Annotated in this window: 14 protein-coding genes; 6 read left to right on the top strand and 8 right to left on the bottom strand. The window is 49.3% G+C overall.

Annotated elements, in window-relative coordinates; translation table 11 throughout:
* Positions 1–67: 67 nt before the first annotated feature.
* From gyrB to ACYVAM_RS24725, 6 genes are all read right to left on the bottom strand, one after another.
* Complete coding sequence (gene gyrB, locus ACYVAM_RS24700; RefSeq protein ID WP_461072066.1) at positions 68–2,068, bottom strand: DNA topoisomerase (ATP-hydrolyzing) subunit B; 2,001 nt, start codon at positions 2,066–2,068, stop codon at positions 68–70.
* A gap of 473 nt (positions 2,069–2,541) precedes the next feature.
* Positions 2,542–2,946 (bottom strand): hypothetical protein, encoded by a 405-nt coding sequence (locus ACYVAM_RS24705; RefSeq protein ID WP_461072068.1) that lies wholly within the window; start codon positions 2,944–2,946, stop codon positions 2,542–2,544.
* An 80-nt stretch (positions 2,947–3,026) separates the two neighbouring features.
* Positions 3,027–4,238: an alanine dehydrogenase gene (locus ACYVAM_RS24710; RefSeq protein ID WP_461072070.1), complete on the bottom strand. Its 1,212-nt coding sequence runs from the start codon at positions 4,236–4,238 to the stop codon at positions 3,027–3,029.
* 72 nt (positions 4,239–4,310) lie between these two features.
* The gene (gene tsaE, locus ACYVAM_RS24715) at positions 4,311–4,730 is read right to left on the bottom strand and encodes a tRNA (adenosine(37)-N6)-threonylcarbamoyltransferase complex ATPase subunit type 1 TsaE (RefSeq protein WP_461072072.1); all 420 of its coding nucleotides are present in this window, start codon (positions 4,728–4,730) and stop codon (positions 4,311–4,313) included.
* A gap of 446 nt (positions 4,731–5,176) precedes the next feature.
* On the bottom strand, positions 5,177–5,569 hold the full coding sequence (locus ACYVAM_RS24720) for a hypothetical protein (RefSeq protein WP_461072074.1): 393 nt from the start codon (positions 5,567–5,569) through the stop codon (positions 5,177–5,179).
* Positions 5,570–5,803: 234 nt separating this feature from the next.
* The gene (locus ACYVAM_RS24725; protein ID WP_461072076.1) at positions 5,804–7,561 is read right to left on the bottom strand and encodes a phospho-sugar mutase; all 1,758 of its coding nucleotides are present in this window, start codon (positions 7,559–7,561) and stop codon (positions 5,804–5,806) included.
* Positions 7,562–8,472: 911 nt separating this feature from the next.
* On the opposite strand from ACYVAM_RS24725, the gene ACYVAM_RS24730 reads away from it, so the two are divergent.
* The 3 genes from ACYVAM_RS24730 to ACYVAM_RS24740 all read left to right on the top strand — a co-directional run bounded on the left by ACYVAM_RS24730 (position 8,473) and on the right by ACYVAM_RS24740 (position 11,378).
* A complete protein-coding gene (locus tag ACYVAM_RS24730; RefSeq protein WP_461072078.1) occupies positions 8,473–8,919 on the top strand; it encodes a response regulator in 447 nt (148 codons plus the stop codon).
* Positions 8,920–9,042: 123 nt separating this feature from the next.
* Positions 9,043–10,083 (top strand): DNA polymerase IV, encoded by a 1,041-nt coding sequence (gene dinB, locus ACYVAM_RS24735; RefSeq protein WP_461072080.1) that lies wholly within the window; start codon positions 9,043–9,045, stop codon positions 10,081–10,083.
* Positions 10,084–11,165: 1,082 nt separating this feature from the next.
* A complete protein-coding gene (locus ACYVAM_RS24740; RefSeq protein WP_461072082.1) occupies positions 11,166–11,378 on the top strand; it encodes a hypothetical protein in 213 nt (70 codons plus the stop codon).
* On the opposite strand, the gene ACYVAM_RS24745 is transcribed toward ACYVAM_RS24740, so the two are convergent.
* Positions 11,350–12,327 (bottom strand): sugar phosphate isomerase/epimerase family protein, encoded by a 978-nt coding sequence (locus tag ACYVAM_RS24745; RefSeq protein WP_461072084.1) that lies wholly within the window; start codon positions 12,325–12,327, stop codon positions 11,350–11,352. The genes ACYVAM_RS24740 and ACYVAM_RS24745 overlap by 29 nt on opposite strands.
* 91 nt (positions 12,328–12,418) lie before the next feature.
* Complete coding sequence (locus tag ACYVAM_RS24750; RefSeq protein ID WP_461072086.1) at positions 12,419–15,034, bottom strand: TonB-dependent receptor; 2,616 nt, start codon at positions 15,032–15,034, stop codon at positions 12,419–12,421.
* A 256-nt stretch (positions 15,035–15,290) separates the two neighbouring features.
* Here ACYVAM_RS24750 and ACYVAM_RS24755 point away from each other — a divergent pair, with 256 nt between their 5' ends.
* The 3 genes from ACYVAM_RS24755 to ACYVAM_RS24765 all read left to right on the top strand — a co-directional run bounded on the left by ACYVAM_RS24755 (position 15,291) and on the right by ACYVAM_RS24765 (position 17,616).
* The gene (locus ACYVAM_RS24755) at positions 15,291–16,358 is read left to right on the top strand and encodes a sensor histidine kinase (protein ID WP_461072088.1); all 1,068 of its coding nucleotides are present in this window, start codon (positions 15,291–15,293) and stop codon (positions 16,356–16,358) included.
* On the top strand, positions 16,355–17,119 hold the full coding sequence (locus ACYVAM_RS24760) for a LytR/AlgR family response regulator transcription factor (protein ID WP_461072090.1): 765 nt from the start codon (positions 16,355–16,357) through the stop codon (positions 17,117–17,119). Before ACYVAM_RS24755 ends, ACYVAM_RS24760 begins: the two co-directional genes overlap by 4 nt.
* 92 nt (positions 17,120–17,211) lie before the next feature.
* Positions 17,212–17,616, top strand: coding sequence for a hypothetical protein (locus ACYVAM_RS24765; RefSeq protein WP_461072092.1), 405 nt, complete (start codon positions 17,212–17,214; stop codon positions 17,614–17,616).
* The last annotated feature ends 14 nt before the right edge of the window (positions 17,617–17,630 follow it).

Raw genomic sequence — 17,630 nt, forward strand, 5'->3', positions numbered from 1 at the left:
ACTCGTTTGAAAGGTTGAAGTACAACAAAAAAGCGGACTAAAAAGCCCGCTTTATGTTATTTTTCGGTTAAACATCCACTCGGGCGTATTTTGCATTTCGTTCGATGAACTCGCGCCTTGGGGCCACTTCATCGCCCATCAGGGTTGAGAAGACGTGATCCGCATCGGCAGCCGACTCAACCGTTACGATTTTCAACGTTCGGCTATCGGGGTTCATGGTCGTACTCCAGAGCTGTTCGGCGTTCATTTCGCCCAGACCTTTGTATCGCTGAACACCCACGTTCTCTTCTTTACCACCAGCGGCCAGTTCTTTCACCGCAGCTTCGCGCTGTGCTTCTGTCCAGCAATAGCGCTCCTCTTTCCCTTTTTTAATCAGGTAGAGCGGAGGTTGCGCAATGTAAATGTAGCCGTTGTCGATCAGCGCCTTCATGTTGCGGTAGAAGAGCGTCAGGATCAGGGTCCGAATGTGGCTACCATCGACGTCGGCATCGGTCATGATAATGATTTTATGATACCGGAGTTTATCCAGGTTCATCACCGTCTCATCATCTTTCTTCTCAAGGCGTACACCGAGGGCAGTCCAGATGTTCTTGATCTCTTCGTTTTCGTAGATCCGGTGCTCCATGGCTTTCTCCACGTTCAGGATTTTACCGCGAAGAGGAAGAATCGCCTGAAACGCCCGGTTGCGGCCTTGCTTGGCCGTTCCGCCAGCCGAGTCACCCTCAACCAGATACAGCTCACATTTTTCAGGATCGGTATCGGAGCAGTCAGCCAGTTTGCCGGGAAGGCCCATGCCGCCCATGAAGTCCTTGCGCTCGGTCATGATGCGCTTGTAGGCCAGATCGGCCGCAATACGCGCCTGAGCAGACACGAGCACTTTCTTAACGATGCCCTTTGCTGTGTTCGGGTTTTCTTCCAGCCAGGTTTCCAGCAGATCGGCCATTGCCTGGCTCACCGCGCTGACTACTTCCTGGTTACCCAGTTTCGTTTTGGTCTGTCCTTCAAACTGAGGTTCGGCTACTTTAACCGAAATCACGGCGGTAAGACCCTTTCGGAAATCCTCACCACTAAAGGTCACCTTACCCGAATTTTTAGGCAATACACCGGGATTTTTGTCGGCGTAGTTTTTCAAAACGCGCGTTAAGGCAGAGCGGAAGCCCTGTACGTGTGTACCGCCTTCGTGGGTATTGATGTTGTTGACGTAAGAAAGGACGTTTTCACCCGCTTCATAGTTATACACCAGCGCCACCTGAACGGGGGTCGATCCTTTCGTATTTTCCATGTAGATGGGCTTCATGCCATCCAGGGATGGGCGGGTCTGATCGAGGTATTCGACAAACTCGACTAGTCCACCTTCCGAATAGAAATCGTCCTGACGCAAGGGTTGACCATTTTCGTCTAATTCCCGTAAATCGTTCAGGAAAACATGGATGCCTTTGTTCAGGTAAGCTAACTCACGCAGACGTCCTGCAATGGTATCGTACTTATAAACCGTGTCGGTGAAGATAGTCCCGTCGGGCTTAAAGTGCGTTCTCGTACCCGTATCCTCGGCATCGCCGATAACACGAACATCATATAGCGGAATGCCGATCTTGTACTCCTGTTCAAAAATCTTACCCTCGCGGTGAACTTCTACCCGCAGATCGGTCGACAGGGCATTTACGCAGGAGACGCCGACACCGTGCAGACCACCAGAGACTTTATAGGTATCCTTATCAAATTTACCACCCGCGTGCAGCATGGTCATCGCCATCTGAAGCGCCGAAACGCCCATCTTGGTATTGATACCCGTCGGGATACCCCGGCCGTTATCCTGCACCGTAATTGAATTATCGGGATTAATGTTTACCGTGATCTTGTCGCAGTAGCCTGCCAACGCTTCATCAATGGAGTTATCGACAACTTCCCAGATAAGGTGATGGAGACCACGTGTACCAACGTCGCCAATGTACATGGATGGACGTTTGCGTACGGCTTCCAGTCCTTCTAATACCTGGATATTATCGGCACCATAGTTGCCTAACGCGGTTTCGATGGGAGCGTCTTCTTCAATAAGTTCGTTGGTCATATCAGAATGGGAGCGTGTCAGAAATATGTTGTTTCAGGCCTTAAAAACAGGCTGTTCGTATGGGTCTAACAGATTGTAAAAATACAAATTTTTTTAGTCTTTTCCTACCCGTCTCCCTTAAGATTAGCTTAATATACGAAAAAATACTTCAATCAATAATGCGGTCAATAGTTAATGGCTCTGAGCAGGTTTTTGCGCCCTTTTAAGCCCCTCATCTAGTCAATGTTGCAACGCCGGCAAAACCCGGAAACGGCGATCGGTAACGGGGTAGCTGACGCGAAACCATTTCTGGAAAAAGTATCATTATGGCCAATAAAGTGGAAAGATTCCACCCGGTCATTTATACCCATAACTTAAACGGAGAAAGTAACAGTATCAGCGCTTTTATGCGGGTTAGCCGGAAAAAACAGGCACTAAAACAAAAGCCGGATCAGTACGATCCGGCCTGGTAGAAAAGCCGTCCAAAGGCAGTACTAATCTTCTGGATAGGGGATGTAAACAAAACCCGCAAAATCGCCGTGGACAACAAACAGGCAGCAATATTCATCCGGTTTTTTATAATTCTCTTTCCAGAGTTCGAGCGAGTCACTGCCGATGAGTTCACGTTGGATAAACTCGTCGACGAACGATGCTTTATAGTTCCAGATATTTTCCAGTTCGTTGGCGGCAATCAAAATCTGACCGATGGGCACATCACGACGCGAGGCTACGAAAACCGGGAATTCTGAAAAACCGCGTTTCCGGATTTGATAGGAGGCTTCTTTCAACTGGTCGGCCACCTTCACGAAATCCGACGAGATAATGCCCATCAGTTCTTTATTGACGTCGTATGAGTTCGCGTCATCGAGCAGGGTATTTTCGTTGCTGTGGTTGATCATGAGAAAAAGTTTATAGTTTCCGGTTTGTCGTTTGCGGTTTACCCTGAAGAGGATTTAGGGTAAACCGCAAACGACAAACGTTAAAATCGGGCGGCCAGCAAGAGGTCCAGATCTTTAAACCGCATGTTGAATTTGCGTGCGATATAGGCGTTGGTGAGCGTTCCCTTATGACTATAAACACCTTTCATAAACCAACGGTTCGCATACATCATCTGTTCGATGCCGCCCGTGGTCCCCGTCTCGAGTAGAAAGGGAAGAAAGATGTTGCTCAGCGCCATACTAGCCGTGTAAGCGACGCGTGCCGCGATATTGGGTACGCAGTAGTGGATAACCCCCATGTGTTTGAATGTAGGCTGCTTGTGGGTCGTCATACGGGACGTCTCAAAGTTGCCGCCCTGATCGATCGATACGTCGATGATAACCGAGTCGGGTTTCATTCGCCCAACCATTTCTTCGGTCACCACCACCGGGCTGAATGCGTCGTCGGCCCGCATAGCGCCAATCACGACATCGGCCCGCTGAATGGCTTCGGCCAGGGTGTCTGAGTCGATGATGGACGTATAAACGTGATGCCCAACGGCATACTTGAGCCGCTGAAGTTTGTACAGATGCTTATCGAATACTTTTACATCGGCCCCCATGCCAATGGCCGTACGTGTTGCATACTCGGTAACCGTTCCGGCGCCGAGCATCACTACTTTTGTGGGTGGCACACCCGTTATGCCGCCGAGAATAATGCCCCGACCATTATCGGCATTGCTCAGGTATTCTCCGGCAATAAGCATCACGGTGCTGCCCGCAATTTCGCTCATCGAACGAATTACCGGCAGGTTGCCGCCTTGGTCTTCAATGTATTCGTAGCCAAACGATGTTAAGTTCTTGCTATTGATTTTTTCGAAGTAAGCCCGGTCGTGCGTGGGTAAGTTCACGGCGGAGATAACCGTGCTGCCCGATTGAACATGCTCAAACTCCGCGTCGACCAGGGGCTCGACTTTAAGAATCAGGTTCGCTTCGTAGACTTCTTTGGGCGATCGGGCAATCTGAGCACCGGCTTCGCTGTATTCGGTATCTGAGAAATTAGCTTTCTCTCCCGCGCCCTGTTCAACGATCACGTTGTGCCCGTTTCGCACCAGAATCGCCACCGCTTCGGGTGTCAAGGCGATACGGTTTTCCTGAAGCGAGACTTCTTTAGGCAGACCGATGAGCAGGCTGTTCCGATTGGTCTTTACAGCCAGCGGAGATTCTTTCGGGTATAAGGCCGTTTGTTTGGCCAATTCCTCAAATCCAGTCACTTTATAAACGTTTGTAGTTTGTGGTTTGTCGCTGTTCGGGTTAGGAGACTGTAAACGTCAACCTACAAACTGTTAAACCAAATTTGTTTCAATTAGTCTATGGCCATTCGATTCTGCCGAAATATGAATCTGGTAATAAGTGACAGGCCATAGCGATGTAATGCGCTCCGGCCACTCAATAAAGCAATAATTACCGGAATCCATATACTCTTCCAGACCAATGTCCAGGGCTTCGGCTTCATTTCGAAGCCGGTAACAATCGAAGTGATAAACCGAGTGCCCTTCGTGGGTGGTGTATTCATTGACGATTGAAAAGGTTGGGCTTTGCACCAGACTAATGACGCCCAATGCTCGGCAAATAGCCTTGATGAGTGTCGTTTTACCCACGCCCATGTCGCCCTCGAATAGCCAGACCGACTGCTCTCTGCCATTGGCCAGTAATTGGCGGGCAACGGTGTCAAGTTTATCCAGGTGGTCAAGATGCAGGGTCATAGGCGTTTCAGAAATAAACCGCAAAGATATGGATTTTAGGTTGTCCATTTTCGTTGCCTGGGGTGACTTAATCGCCGATTTATTAGCGTATCATGCTGGGATCAATCCGTGGATTGGGGTCGGGAACGAAGAGGCAGGATATCGATTGCCTTATCTTTTGCGGCAAAGTAGCGGTAGGGAAGAACGGTGAACATGTTCTGCCCCTAGGTGTAAACCGACGTAGCGCCTAACCTTAGTTTCGACAGTAGCAACTGGGGGTGCTGTTGATGGACGCCCGCTTATTCACGTTAAACTCAGTATTAGCCCGGACGGATATTGAGTATGCTAAAAGCGGTCATTCCGGAAATAGGTATTATAACAAAAGAACGGGCTTTTCAAAAGCCCGTTCTTTTGTTATAATATGCTTAGTGAAGGTATATAAAGCCAAGAAAAAGAGTAAGCTGATTCTAATAATTTGAGCAGCCCGTCTGATAAACATCCGCTGAGGCAGAACCAGCCCCGATAACTTCGCGACCAGGATAATCTATGTAGATAGTAGCCGTGTAAGTATCATACTCCGAATCGGCGTTCGATGCAACAATACCTATTGAGGATACATTCTGCCCCTGGTTTATAATGAATGGCGTTCCGTTATTGATAGACATGCGCCAAACGTAGTAATAAGACTGAGTAGGAGGAAATCCGTCTTTCAGTAGTTGCAGGGTTCCAGACTGACAGGCTGATAGGTAGGTGGGGCCGCTTATGGTAAGGGTGTAGAAAGAAGCTGGTAGTTTTATTGCCATTCCATCATTTAATGCGATTGTAGATAAAAGCAGCGCGAAAGCGAATAATTTTTTCATAGTAATTTGGCTTTGGTGGAATATTATTTTTAAATAATTCAAATATATAATAAGATATTTTTGAGATTAGAGTTGTTTGAAATATTTATTGATCGGTATATGACTTTGTTTAGAAATTGTCATTAAGCTGATAACAAATTGCCTAATCTTGAATATGAAAAACCCCCTAGTTTACGAACTAGAGGGTTTTTTGCTTTTAATGTATTGTTTCGGCGATACAGTTACCTAAATTTCTTAGGTTAATTGTAGCTCGTCGATGACGCGTTGTACTTTGGCTTTTAACTGGGCGTAGGTGTCGTCGAAGGCTTCTTTGCTTTCGAGCGGCTCGACCACGCTGACATAAAACTTGATTTTGGGTTCTGTTCCCGATGGGCGGGCCGATACCTTAGTGCCGTCTTCCGTAAAGAATTGCAAAACGTTTGACGACTCAATACCCATTTTGCCGGCTTCAATGACCGACGTCTGACCGCTCTGGGGGTCCAGGCGTGTGAGCGCCTTATAATCGTCTACCCGAACCACGGCCGATCCGGCGATTGATTTGGGCGGATTGGCCCGGAAGTCGGCCATCATTTGTTGAATGGCGTCGGCTCCTTCCCGTCCTTTTTTGGTTAGCGATACCAGCGCTTCATAGTAGAAACCGTTTTCCTGGTACATAGCCATCAGCATATCGAACAGACTCTTGCCCTGATCTTTGGCGTAGGCGGTCAGTTCGGCAATGATGGCGCAGGAAGCAATGGCATCTTTATCGCGCACGAAATCGCCGATCAAATAGCCATAGCTTTCTTCGCCCCCGCCAATAAATTGTTCTTTTCCTTCCAGTTCCCGGATAACCTCGGCAATGTATTTAAAACCAGTCAGGGTGTTGTAGCAGTTTACACCGTACCGGGCGCACATCTTGTCGATGAGGTCGGTAGTTACGATGGTCTTGGCCACGAACTCTTTTCCTGTTAGTTTACCGGCATCTTTCCAGGCATTAAGCAGGTAATAAATAATCAGACTGGCCATCTGGTTACCATTCAGCAACTCAAATTCGCCATGATGATTACGGGCACCAGCGCCAACGCGGTCAGCATCGGGGTCAGTGGCCATAATGAGATCGGCGTTTAGTTTATTAGCCAGATCCAATGCCAGTTGCATGGCTGCGCGTTCTTCGGGATTTGGCGATTTCACGGTTGGAAAGTTGCCATCCGGCGTGGCCTGCTCTTCCACGATGTGAACATTGGTGAACCCCAGCGCGTCGAGTACGCGGGGCACCAGCGTAATACCCGTCCCGTGAATAGGCGTATAAACGATATTCAGATTAGCCTGCCGTTTGATAACATCTGGGTTAACGGCGTTCGATTTAACCCGTTCTACATAAGGTGCATCGATTTCTTCGTCGATCAGGTGAATTTTCTCGGGTACTCCATCAAACTTAATATCATCGACGGACGTGATCTTGTTCACTTCGGCAATAATGCCCTTGTCGTGGGGGGCCACCACCTGACCTCCATCGTTCCAGTACACTTTGTAGCCGTTGTATTCGGGCGGGTTGTGCGATGCCGTAACGACAATGCCGCTCTGACAGCCCAACTGGCGAATGGCAAAGCTCAGCTCAGGGGTGGGGCGCAGGCTGCTGAATAAGTACACTTTAATGCCGTTTGCCGAAAAAATATCGGCCACAAGACGGGCAAATTCCGGACTCATCCGACGGCTATCGTGTGCGATGGCGACACTAATATCTTCGCCGGGGAAGGCTGCATTAATGTAGTTGGAGAGTCCCTGTGTAGCGGCTCCAACCGTGTAGCGGTTCATGCGGTTTGAGCCTACACCCAAAACGCCCCGCAGGCCACCAGTGCCAAATTCAAGGTCTCGGTAGAACGAGTCGGTTAGCTCCGCGATGTTGCCGGAGTCGATCAGGTGCTGGATAGCTTCTTTGGAATCCGCATCGTAATTGCCGCTAAGCCATTGGTCAACGCGTTGCTGAGTAGGGGAATCAAGGGTTACTTCCATTGGTCAAGGATGATAATTTGAAGTTGGTTTAAACGCTAACCCGGTTAGCGTACTGGTTGTTAAGCGAACAGAATGGTTTGGCAATAGATAAAACTAGCTCTACCGTTGGGCGCAAGGTGCAAATACCCTTCAATCAAATAGCTAAATGGCACAGTATCAAAAAAGCTGATTCAAATCCGTTTGTCACTGCGTTTTTCGTCTAGGTAAGTCTGTGCATCGTTTTCCGGAGATTCTTGCCTGCACACAACGGTTCTCCCGGGTGATCAGTACTTTTATTCGCCAAAATTACAATTCCCCTTTCGCCAACCAAATCTGCATGATAGAATCATGAGTGGTTTCTACTAAATCTGTATCCTGCGACTCAACGCAGAGGCAATCCTGCCAGCCATCCGGCTTAGATGGCGTTCGACTGTCGAAAAAGGTTATCGCGTATTTTAGGGCCTCGGCCGTTTCGGCAAAACGCTATAGGGTCGACCAACTGGATGTTACCGGCGAATCGCCCTTTTTAAGTCAAGTCCAAGTTACTGCATTGCGTTAAAACAAAACAGCTGTGTGCCTGTTTTTAATGTGCGTACTAAGTGATAAACTTAATGAGCTATTTGGTAAGCTAACTTAAGCCGAATTAGCACTTATTTCAGTTATTGAAAATCCGTACCAGCTTATAGAGCGTTTATTTATTGTTCTGGATACAACGAGTTAAGAAGCAGGTTATCCAGATCCTGTTGGCGTAAAGCCACGCCATTAAATCTGATTTGGCTACCCTGAATCGGTTTGATGCCCGTATGAAACATAACCTGCGCTAAGGCTTTATCTTTCTTTTTGCGAACACTCGAAGGTTAAAAGTCGACGAATCAGGCAACAGGGTCGTTACAAAGTGCGTTCTACTTTTTAAGATACAACATTAAGTACTAATGCCGAATCAATTCCTTTTTTTAGTAGTAGACGATGATCAGTCGCTAATGGATATTCTGGGGCGGGCAGCGAAAGAGAGTTTTCCCGAGGCCACGTTCAAGCAGGTTAGCCGTTTCGATGAAGCAAAAGCGTACATTGAAGAACTTGACGGCAAAATTCCCCAAATCGTACTGCTCGATGTAGATTTACAGGATCGTGTTGATGGTCTGGACTTTCTGGCCCTCATCCGGGTTCATCCAAAAGGGCGTGCGTTGCCGGTTGTCGTTCTGTCGGCCAGTCACACACCCGAGTTGATTGAGCGGGCGTATAGTTTTGGGGCGTCTTCGTTTACGATCAAGCCGTTTACGTTTGACGAATGGAAGCGTTATTTGCTCCGGTTGCGCCTGTATTGGTATGAAACGGTTACACTGCCCGCTGTTCGGTATTATAAAAGTGATCTTGGCTAATTAGTGGTTGGCGGCTGGGTGTCAGGATAAGTATAGATTCCTCTTCATCCATACGCTAACGCAGCTGACTTAAGGACCTTGAGTGTGGAGCAGCCAGCTACCAGAAAAATCATTCATATTGATATGGATGCGTTCTATGCATCCGTAGAGCAGCGGGATAATCCCGAACTTCGAAACCGTCCGCTGGCTGTGGGTGGTTCCCGTGAACGGGGCGTCGTTGCTGCAGCCAGTTATGAAGCTCGACAGTTTGGCGTCCGCTCGGCCATGGCATCGTCCATTGCCTTGCGAAAATGTCCTGATCTGCTTTTCGTAAAGCCGCGCTTCGATGTCTATAAAGCTGTTTCCAGCCAGATAAAGGCTATTTTTGCTCAGTTTACCGACCTTATTGAACCGCTTTCTCTGGATGAGGCCTATCTGGACGTGACGGAGCATCTACCCATTAATACATCAGCTACCCAAATTGCTCAGGTAATAAAGGATCAAATTAAGGAGCAGACCCAGTTGACGGCCTCGGCGGGCGTTTCGTACAATAAATTTCTGGCTAAACTGGCCTCGGATTACCGTAAACCCGATGGCTTGTATGTGATTAAACCCCATCAGGGGCTTGCCTTTGTTGAAGGACTGAAAGTGGGTCAGTTTCACGGGGTAGGCAGCGTGACGGCCAGCAAAATGAATAAGCTGGGCATTTTTACCGGGCTGGACTTACGCCAGCAAACAGAAGCGTTTCTGGTACGACACTTTGGTAAGGTTGGGCATCACTATTACTGCATTGCCCGAGCCATCGACCACCGGCCCGTACTGGCTAACCGGGTCCGTAAATCTGTTGGATCAGAAACTACGTTCGCCGAAGATTTACGGATACAGTCAGACCTGATCGATGCGTTGCAACCTTTGGCTGACAGCGTTTGGAGCTACTGTGAACGGACATCCATCCGGGGACGAACGATTACCCTAAAGGTGAAGTATGCTGATTTTACGCAAATCACACGCAGTCGCACGTCACCAGGGAGTATAGGAAATAAAGCGCACGTAAAGCAAGTAGCGCAGGAACTGCTGGACGCTATCTTCCCGCTACCTAAAGGCGTTCGGTTACTGGGGCTGTCTCTGTCTAATTTTCAGGATAATGATACACCTGCGAGCGGCCAATTATCCCTTGATTTGTAAGCGTCAGAAGAGATTTCGTGCGAATAAACCAGGTGCAGGAAGCATACCGCTTAACAAAAATGAGGTGCTTCCTGCTCCAAGATCAGCAAAAACGCCGTAATTGTTTTTTAGTTGATCTAACTGGTTAATAAGCCGTAAAAGAATAAAATGAGGTTCCCATTTAAATCCCATTCGACTTATAATTTACCTTATTTTGTTTAATAATGTACGTTATGGTAAACAAAATATAGGCTAAAATTAGTTAAAAGATACCAGATGGGGAGTCTTAAGAAATGAACGTCTGCTTTTCTCCGGAAAATGCAGGTAAGGTGAGTTAAGGCTCACTCGTAGTCAAATTTGGCAGCTTTTCAGAGGATACAAGCGTGGGGGCTATTTTGATCTCCCAAACACGTTTTTTATAATGACCAAGCAGTTGTTCAAAAGTTCGTATTGTCAGTAGGTTTTGTGTTTCCAGTTGCGTCTGACTCGATTTGTACTTCTTGTTCTTCATCATGTTCATCTTTGGGTTCGGAATACAGAGTCAAAGATAAATGTAAATACATCAAACAGAATACTTTAAGCCGATAAAATGATAATTGCCAGCAAATGAGTTGTGCCGCCACTACGACAATTGGAGGAATATTGGTTGGTTATTTGGATGATGGGCTATACTACTTACTTGATTTGAAACATAGGTAATAAGTACAAACCAAAGTCTAAAGCTTATTTGCCGTCTGTACAAATTACGCTTTGTAGGCATCACATATAGTTTACCTTTAGCCAGTCTACTCTACACCTAATTGGTTTTCGTTATGCGTAAACCTTTACTGATTACGTTATTGGTGGCCACTATTCTAACACCTGCTTGTTTAATAGGCTACCTTGACTCATTCATTTTAGTCCCTATATGCCTGAGTGTGCTTTTGTACCTTATGGTAAAGGATGCCCAAAAAAAATAAGCACCTTGCTATCAGCGTGACGTCTGTAGGAGGGAGCGTACGTTTATAGACGCTCGGCAGAAAAAACAGCGACAAAAATTATTGATTAGACTGCATCACGACGTCGTGCCGACATCGGCTACTGACATAGCTGGATGACACGACATGGTCACAGCACCCCAAACACCAACGACACCTTATCTGCTTTTAGTCGCCAATCGCTCCGGCGCTCCCGCATCGCTTTTGTATTTCGCGGCAACTGCCATGAAGGTGGGCCCAACCAATAGCGGGATAACGGGCACGCCCGTTATCCCGCTATTGGTACTGGTCGATTCATACAGCGATGGAATTAGGCCAGCATCTTTTTTAGATTGGTAATGCTGGTCGTGATGCTTTCGATGCCGCCGGGCGCCATGTCCTGTTCTACGAAGAAGTATTTTAGCCCGGCTACTTTGGCCGCCGAAAAAATCCGTTTGAAATCGACCATTCCGTTACCCACTTCCGTTATCGTTTTCTTATCGTCTTTAATGTCTTTGATGTGCCATAGCGGGAACCGGCCCGGCTGCTCATTGAACAACGCTACCGGATCTTTGCCCGCCTTGGTTGCCCAGGCAAGGTCTAGCTCCATCTTTACCAGTTCTTTGTCCGTTTGAGACAAGATCAGTTCATAAGGCGTTTTTCCGCCGTCGACGGGGTCGAATTCGGTGGCATGGTTGTGATAGGCAAAGCCAATGCCTGCTTTTTTGGCTGCTTCACCCGTTTTCTGGAAGACTTCGATCGATTTGTTGATATCGTCAACGGTGCCTACCGGCGTGCTGGAACAGACCAGGAATGCCAGTCCGCCTTCAACGGCTTCATCCACCAATTGCTGGTAGTTGTCGCGCAGGTTGAGCATGGGTGGCATTTTGGAAAAATCCATCGCGGGGCGAGCCGGGCGTTGGGCGTCGCCAGCGGGTGGCGTTCCGATACCCGCTGGTGCTGGTGGAGGTGTTGGACGAGGGCGGAATGGGGCGCCCCCGGCATGGTGTGCCCGCCAGGTCATGCCCAGATCAGTAACCAGTTTCCGGAACTCTTTCGCTGAATACCCATAATAGCCACCACGGGTATTGAAGGCCGATTCTATTTCTTTATAGCCCGCAGCCGCTACTTTCTGAAGTGTCCCTTTCGGGTCTTCATTCATTGGGCCGAAGAGCGTGAATAGCTGAATACCAATGGGGTAGGGGTTGGCCGTCGAAAAGAGGTCATGGGCATTCGTAAGCGTTGGTAAGACAAGGCCACTAAGTGTTAAAGCACCGGCGTCGCGGAGAAAATGTCGTCTGGTTGTCATGGTAAAAGGTAGTAGACTGTAAAATTGGTTTATAGACTAAACTCCATGAAGCGCTTAACCGGTTCATGAAACGGAGCAACTGACTAATCATTTATTTAGGACGCCCTCCCCCAGGAGCAGCGGCTGGTGCTGCCTGTGGCTGGCCACCCCCATCGCCTTCTCCTTTCACATCGTCGTTGCTCACCGAGCGACCCTTCCGGCGGGGCGCATCGAAGCTCATCTTGCCAATGCGGTAGGTGAAGGTCACTTTCAGGTTCTGATTGTAGAGATGGGTTACGTTTATCTGAGAAAGCAGGGGCGAATTAAGCGTGGTCCGCATCGTGACACCGCCACCAATGAAGTTCTCGGCCGCCAGACCGATGCTGCCGCGCTTGTTGGCAACGTCTTTTCTGACCCCCACCGAGTACATGTAAAAGCTGCCCATGGTGCCCTGCAACTGGGGCATGGGTCCCCGGAAGAAACTGAATACCTGCGCACTCCAACCGTTGTCGAGTTGCAACTGGCTCATCAGACGACCGCCAATGCTCATGCCGGAATTGCTGATGGTGATCGACTTCCCGTCGGCACCGGGCGTCAGACCCTGCATGTACACGTAGTAGCCGTCCAGTCCGCCGTTTACCGTCCATTTCGATGTGATGCTTGTATTGAAGAAGACGTTCGCCCCAACGGTACGCTGCACCCCGATGTTCTGATACGTGGTAATGATACTCCCGGCCAGCGTGTCGGAGGGGATCCGGATTTGCGAGATGGCGTTGTTGGTCAGCCGACCGAATACAGATGCGTTCAGGTACGTTTTCTTGATGGTTGAGCTTACACTCAGTTCGGCATTATCCGTCAGTTCGGGGCTCAGGTTCGGATTTCCCACCATAATCATCTGTGGGTTGGCGGCATTGACATTCGGGTTTAACTGTTGTAAGCCCGGCCGCTGAATCCGGCGGTTATAAGCTGCTTTGAGCGTGGTGCCGCCTTTCAAACTTTTCGATACATTGACGCTGGGGACCAAGTTGCTGTAGCTGGGAATGTTGAGCGGTGTGTTCTCGTTCGCCTTTGCCGATATACCTGTGTGTTCGTAGCGAGTACCAATCTTGAAGGTGTATTTGCTGGGCGTTACATACGTGTATGAAATGTACCCGGCTCCGATATTCTGATTGTACTTGAGCGAGCCCGATGGATTGGTTGGGTCGAAGGCCAGTTCGCCCGTGCTACCGCCAACCTGATACTGGTATCGGCTATCTACCTGACGCATAATGGCCTTGCCGCCAAATTCCAGCAACTGGTTTTTGCGAATAGGCGTTTGGTAATCGGTCTGAAAAGTGACTTCCTGGTTGGTGTTGTTGTTCAGGTTACGCTGGCGACCCGTCAGTTCGCCCGTTTGGCCCAGCAGATCGGCATAAAAATTATTGGTCAGGCCCGTGCGGCTGTATTGCGTAGAAATCGACCACTCCTGTTGCGGCTTAAAGGTGCGGATGTAATCCAGATTCATGTCGACCGAGTTAGACAGGTCTTTTCGATCCACATCCCGATTGGTCATGCTCAGCAACGATTCATTGGCATAGGTATTAGTTAGCTGATTCTGCTGCTGAACAAAATTGCGGGTACCATATCGGACGTTGGCCGACAGCGACTGATCTTTCGCCAGATCATAGTCGATGCCCAGCGTGTACTGCCCAAATACGGGTTTGTCGAAGGCCGTACCCGTCTGGCTTGTCCGCAGCGCTTGTCCACCGACCATCGTTGTCTGGTCCAGCGTGGAGGAAGCCCGGTTGTACATGGCCCTACCAAAACCACCCAGTGTCAGGCCCAGTTTGCCCTGACGATAGGAGCCATTTAGCCCAAGATTAGAGGCCCGCAAGCCCGCACCGGCGTCGACATTCAGCGTCAACCCATGTAGCGTATTCTTCTTAGTCACGATGTTGATGATACCCGCAGCGCCTTCGGCGTCGTATTTAGCCGACGGACTGGTGATCACCTCAACGGATTTGATCATGTCGGCGGGGAGTTGCTTGAGGGCATCGGCTACATTGGCCGCCACAATGGTGGAGGGTTTGTTGTTAATCAGGACGCGGATGTTCTGGCTACCGCGCAAGCTCACGTTGCCATCGAGGTCAACAGAAAGCATGGGCACCCGTTTCAGCACATCGGAAGCATCGCCCCCTTTGGCGGTTATATCTTTGTCGGCGTTGAAAACGAGCCGGTCAACTTTCTCCTCAATGAGCGCAGCCTGCCCCGTGACCACCACTTCGCCCAACGTCCGAACGTCGGCCGGTAGTTTGATCGAACCCAGGTTCAGATCCGTGCCTTTTGCCACGGTAATCTTCTGCGATTCGCGGGTTTTATAACCAATAAACGAGTATTGTAGCCGGTAATCGCCCGGCACTAGCTTGCTTATCACAAATTGACCTTTGGCATCCGACGTGGTTCCGTCGATGGGCTTGTTGGTGGCGACGTTGATAAGCGCAATCGTAGCAAACTCAACGGGCTTGCCCGAGGTCGAATCCACTAGGAGACCCGTTATTTTGCCGTTCCCTTTGGGGGTATCGTCCGCCACGCCGGTAAACTCTTTTCTACGTCGGTTGTCCTGGCCACCCATACCCGGAGGGCCGCCCGGTCCACCACCCGGAGGACCAAATTGTGCTTGTGCTGTCGGGGTCTCTGTCAAACCGCTCCATAGTGCTAAGGTGAGTAGCAGAAGCAAGAATTGTTTCATTGTCGTCGGGATTTGTCTAATTGACAGACCAAAACAACACCGATTCCTTCGCGCGTAAAAATGCAATAGACCGTTAGGGTATAAACGTCGACAGAGAGCCAGTTTTAACCGATGGAACGGGATTAGCAATACTGGCTGACCAGCAGGGGCCATCTATCGGTTGGAACGGGCTAACTATCGGTAAATTTGGGTCAACCAGCGATTGGCTGGTGAGGGGTTTAGAAATTGACGTAAACTTGCAGCTTCTCAATCAATTATGGCCGCAACACCATTTTCTCGCCGATACGTCCCGCTGCTGAGTCACGTGCTTGGTTGGGGTTTATTGGGTTATCTGCTTTTCTTTGCTCAGTCATTTAGTTCAGAGATTCGATTTCCGGATTTATTCTGGGTCCGACAGGGTATCTTCTTCTGCCTTATGGTCGGTACCTTCTATACAAACTCGCACCTGCTCGTGCCTCAATTATTGCTACGCGAGCAAACAGGTCGCTACCTGCTGGTGCTGGCTGGTGTAATCCTGTTTATTCTCCTCATCTTATGGGGTGTTGAAACCTGGTTTAACTTACCCGTACTGGTCCATCGGGCTTTTCATCCTGATGGAAAAGGACAGCCCAGGCTATATGGCTGGGTGATTCCAAACCTGTTCACTATTCTGCTGGTACTGGGCATCAGCACCAGCCTTACACTATTGCAGAAGTGGCAAACGGATGCCAACCTCAGGCTGTCGCTGGAACAGGCCAAAACAGCGTCTGAACTATCGTTCCTGAAAGCACAGATTAACCCGCACTTCTTTTTCAATACACTCAACAACATCTACGCGCTAACCCTGCTCGATGTCGAAACCGCCCGTGAAGCCTTACACCGGCTCTCGCGCATGATGCGCTACGTGCTGTACGATACGCAGGCCAATACAACCCTGCTTAGCAAAGAACTGGCGTTTGTGGGCGATTATATCCAGCTCATGCAACTCCGCCTTACCGAAAAGGTAACCGTTACCCTCGACTCCCCCGACCCACTGCACGACCGGCCCATTGCGCCGATGCTCTTGCTGCCTTTTGTGGAGAACGCCTTTAAACACGGGGTTAGCGCCCTGCATCCGAGCCAGATTCAGATCACCATCCAGCAGCGACAGAACCAGCTGTTGATGGATGTTCGAAACACCTTGTTTGCCGACAAAGCTCCCTCACTCGAAAAAGGCAACGGCATTGGGCTGACCAATACGCGTCGACGACTTGACCTGCTCTACCCCGATCAGTATGCGTTGCAGATCGATGAGCTAACCCCCGCCGGTGAATACCGGGTTCAGCTAACCCTCGACCTATCATGACTCTTTCCTGTATCGCCGTTGACGACGAACCGCTGGCCCTGGGTCTGGTCTGCGCATTTATTGAAAAAACCCCTTTTCTCCAGCTGACAGGCCGATACAGCAGTGCCGTCGAAGCCTTGCAGGGATTGTTGACGGGGCCACCTGTCCAGGTTATTTTTCTGGACATCCAGATGCCTGACCTGACGGGTCTGGAGTTGGCCAGGGTTCTGGAGCGGAGCAACCGGGGCACCAATATTACCCGCATTGTCTTTACAACGGCTTTCGACCAGTTTGCCCTCGATGGGTTTCGGGTCGATGCACTGGACTATCTACTCAAGCCGTTCAATTACGAGGAGTTTCTGCGGGCTGCCAGCAAAGCACGCCAGTATTTCGATTTGGTGCAACGAACCGAGATAGTTCCTTCGGCTCCACTACTGGCATCGGCCGCTGAACCGGTTGAAGACTACCTGTTCTTAAAAGTCGAATATCAGTTGGTACGTATTACCTATAATGACATTTTGTACATCGAAGGCCTGAAAGACTACGTGAAAGTATATCGCCACAGCGACCCCGATAAACCGGTGCTATCCTTAACGAGTTTGAAGAGTCTGGAAGAGAAACTTCCTGCAAATCAGTTCATGCGGGTGCATCGGTCGTTCATCGTCGCCCTGAACAGTATCTATGCCTTTACCCGAAATTCCGTGCAGATCGGGCCGGTAGTGATTCCCGTTAGTGATCAATATAAAGATGTTTTTGGCCAGTTCATTAGCCGGTGGCTGTAGGCGCAATAAGTTAACGAATAAAACAATTTGGCCCACAAAACGGTATAACTCGTACAGGCTCCATTATCGAATAGAGTAGAGCCGTGTAGCGTATGAATACAAATCGGCACTGGGTAGCTTTGCTAACCGAAGACGAAGATGATTTTGCTTATTGGCAATTTGGGTTCGCCACTTGGGCCAGTCACATACAGATAGAGTGGTTTGCCACTGGAGACGCCTTTTTTCGCCATCCCGACTTAACCACTTCCCCGCCTGCTGTGGTGGTATTGGATGGCTTGGTGCCGTCCAATGACGAGCCCCGCTGGCTGCGTCTGATTGCCGAACACGATTGTTGTAAGGGGTTGACGATCATTATGTTAGCAGACCATTTTGCCGATGGCGAGAAAGGGAAGTTTAAGGAATTGGGAGCCAGGGATTTTATTATAAAACCTGCTAGCCAACTGGAACTGAAAGAGGCCATATTATCCGTTAGTCAGTATGTTATGGCCAGCGCCTGATCTGTATCGCCCCT

This window comes from Spirosoma horti (genome assembly GCF_054776595.1).

Bases quoted from the DNA above. Each gene is read 5' to 3' on its own strand.
- gyrB (WP_461072066.1), bottom strand. From the start codon at position 2,068: ATGACCAACGAACTTATTGAAGAAGACGCTCCCATCGAAACCGCGTTA.
- ACYVAM_RS24705 (WP_461072068.1), bottom strand. From the start codon at position 2,946: ATGATCAACCACAGCAACGAAAATACCCTGCTCGATGACGCGAACTCA.
- tsaE (WP_461072072.1), bottom strand. From the start codon at position 4,730: ATGACCCTGCATCTTGACCACCTGGATAAACTTGACACCGTTGCCCGC.
- ACYVAM_RS24720 (WP_461072074.1), bottom strand. From the start codon at position 5,569: ATGAAAAAATTATTCGCTTTCGCGCTGCTTTTATCTACAATCGCATTA.
- ACYVAM_RS24725 (WP_461072076.1), bottom strand. From the start codon at position 7,561: ATGGAAGTAACCCTTGATTCCCCTACTCAGCAACGCGTTGACCAATGG.
- ACYVAM_RS24730 (WP_461072078.1), top strand. From the start codon at position 8,473: ATGCCGAATCAATTCCTTTTTTTAGTAGTAGACGATGATCAGTCGCTA.
- dinB (WP_461072080.1), top strand. From the start codon at position 9,043: ATGGATGCGTTCTATGCATCCGTAGAGCAGCGGGATAATCCCGAACTT.
- ACYVAM_RS24740 (WP_461072082.1), top strand. From the start codon at position 11,166: ATGGTCACAGCACCCCAAACACCAACGACACCTTATCTGCTTTTAGTC.
- ACYVAM_RS24745 (WP_461072084.1), bottom strand. From the start codon at position 12,327: ATGACAACCAGACGACATTTTCTCCGCGACGCCGGTGCTTTAACACTT.
- ACYVAM_RS24750 (WP_461072086.1), bottom strand. From the start codon at position 15,034: ATGAAACAATTCTTGCTTCTGCTACTCACCTTAGCACTATGGAGCGGT.
- ACYVAM_RS24755 (WP_461072088.1), top strand. From the start codon at position 15,291: ATGGCCGCAACACCATTTTCTCGCCGATACGTCCCGCTGCTGAGTCAC.
- ACYVAM_RS24760 (WP_461072090.1), top strand. From the start codon at position 16,355: ATGACTCTTTCCTGTATCGCCGTTGACGACGAACCGCTGGCCCTGGGT.
- ACYVAM_RS24765 (WP_461072092.1), top strand. From the start codon at position 17,212: ATGAATACAAATCGGCACTGGGTAGCTTTGCTAACCGAAGACGAAGAT.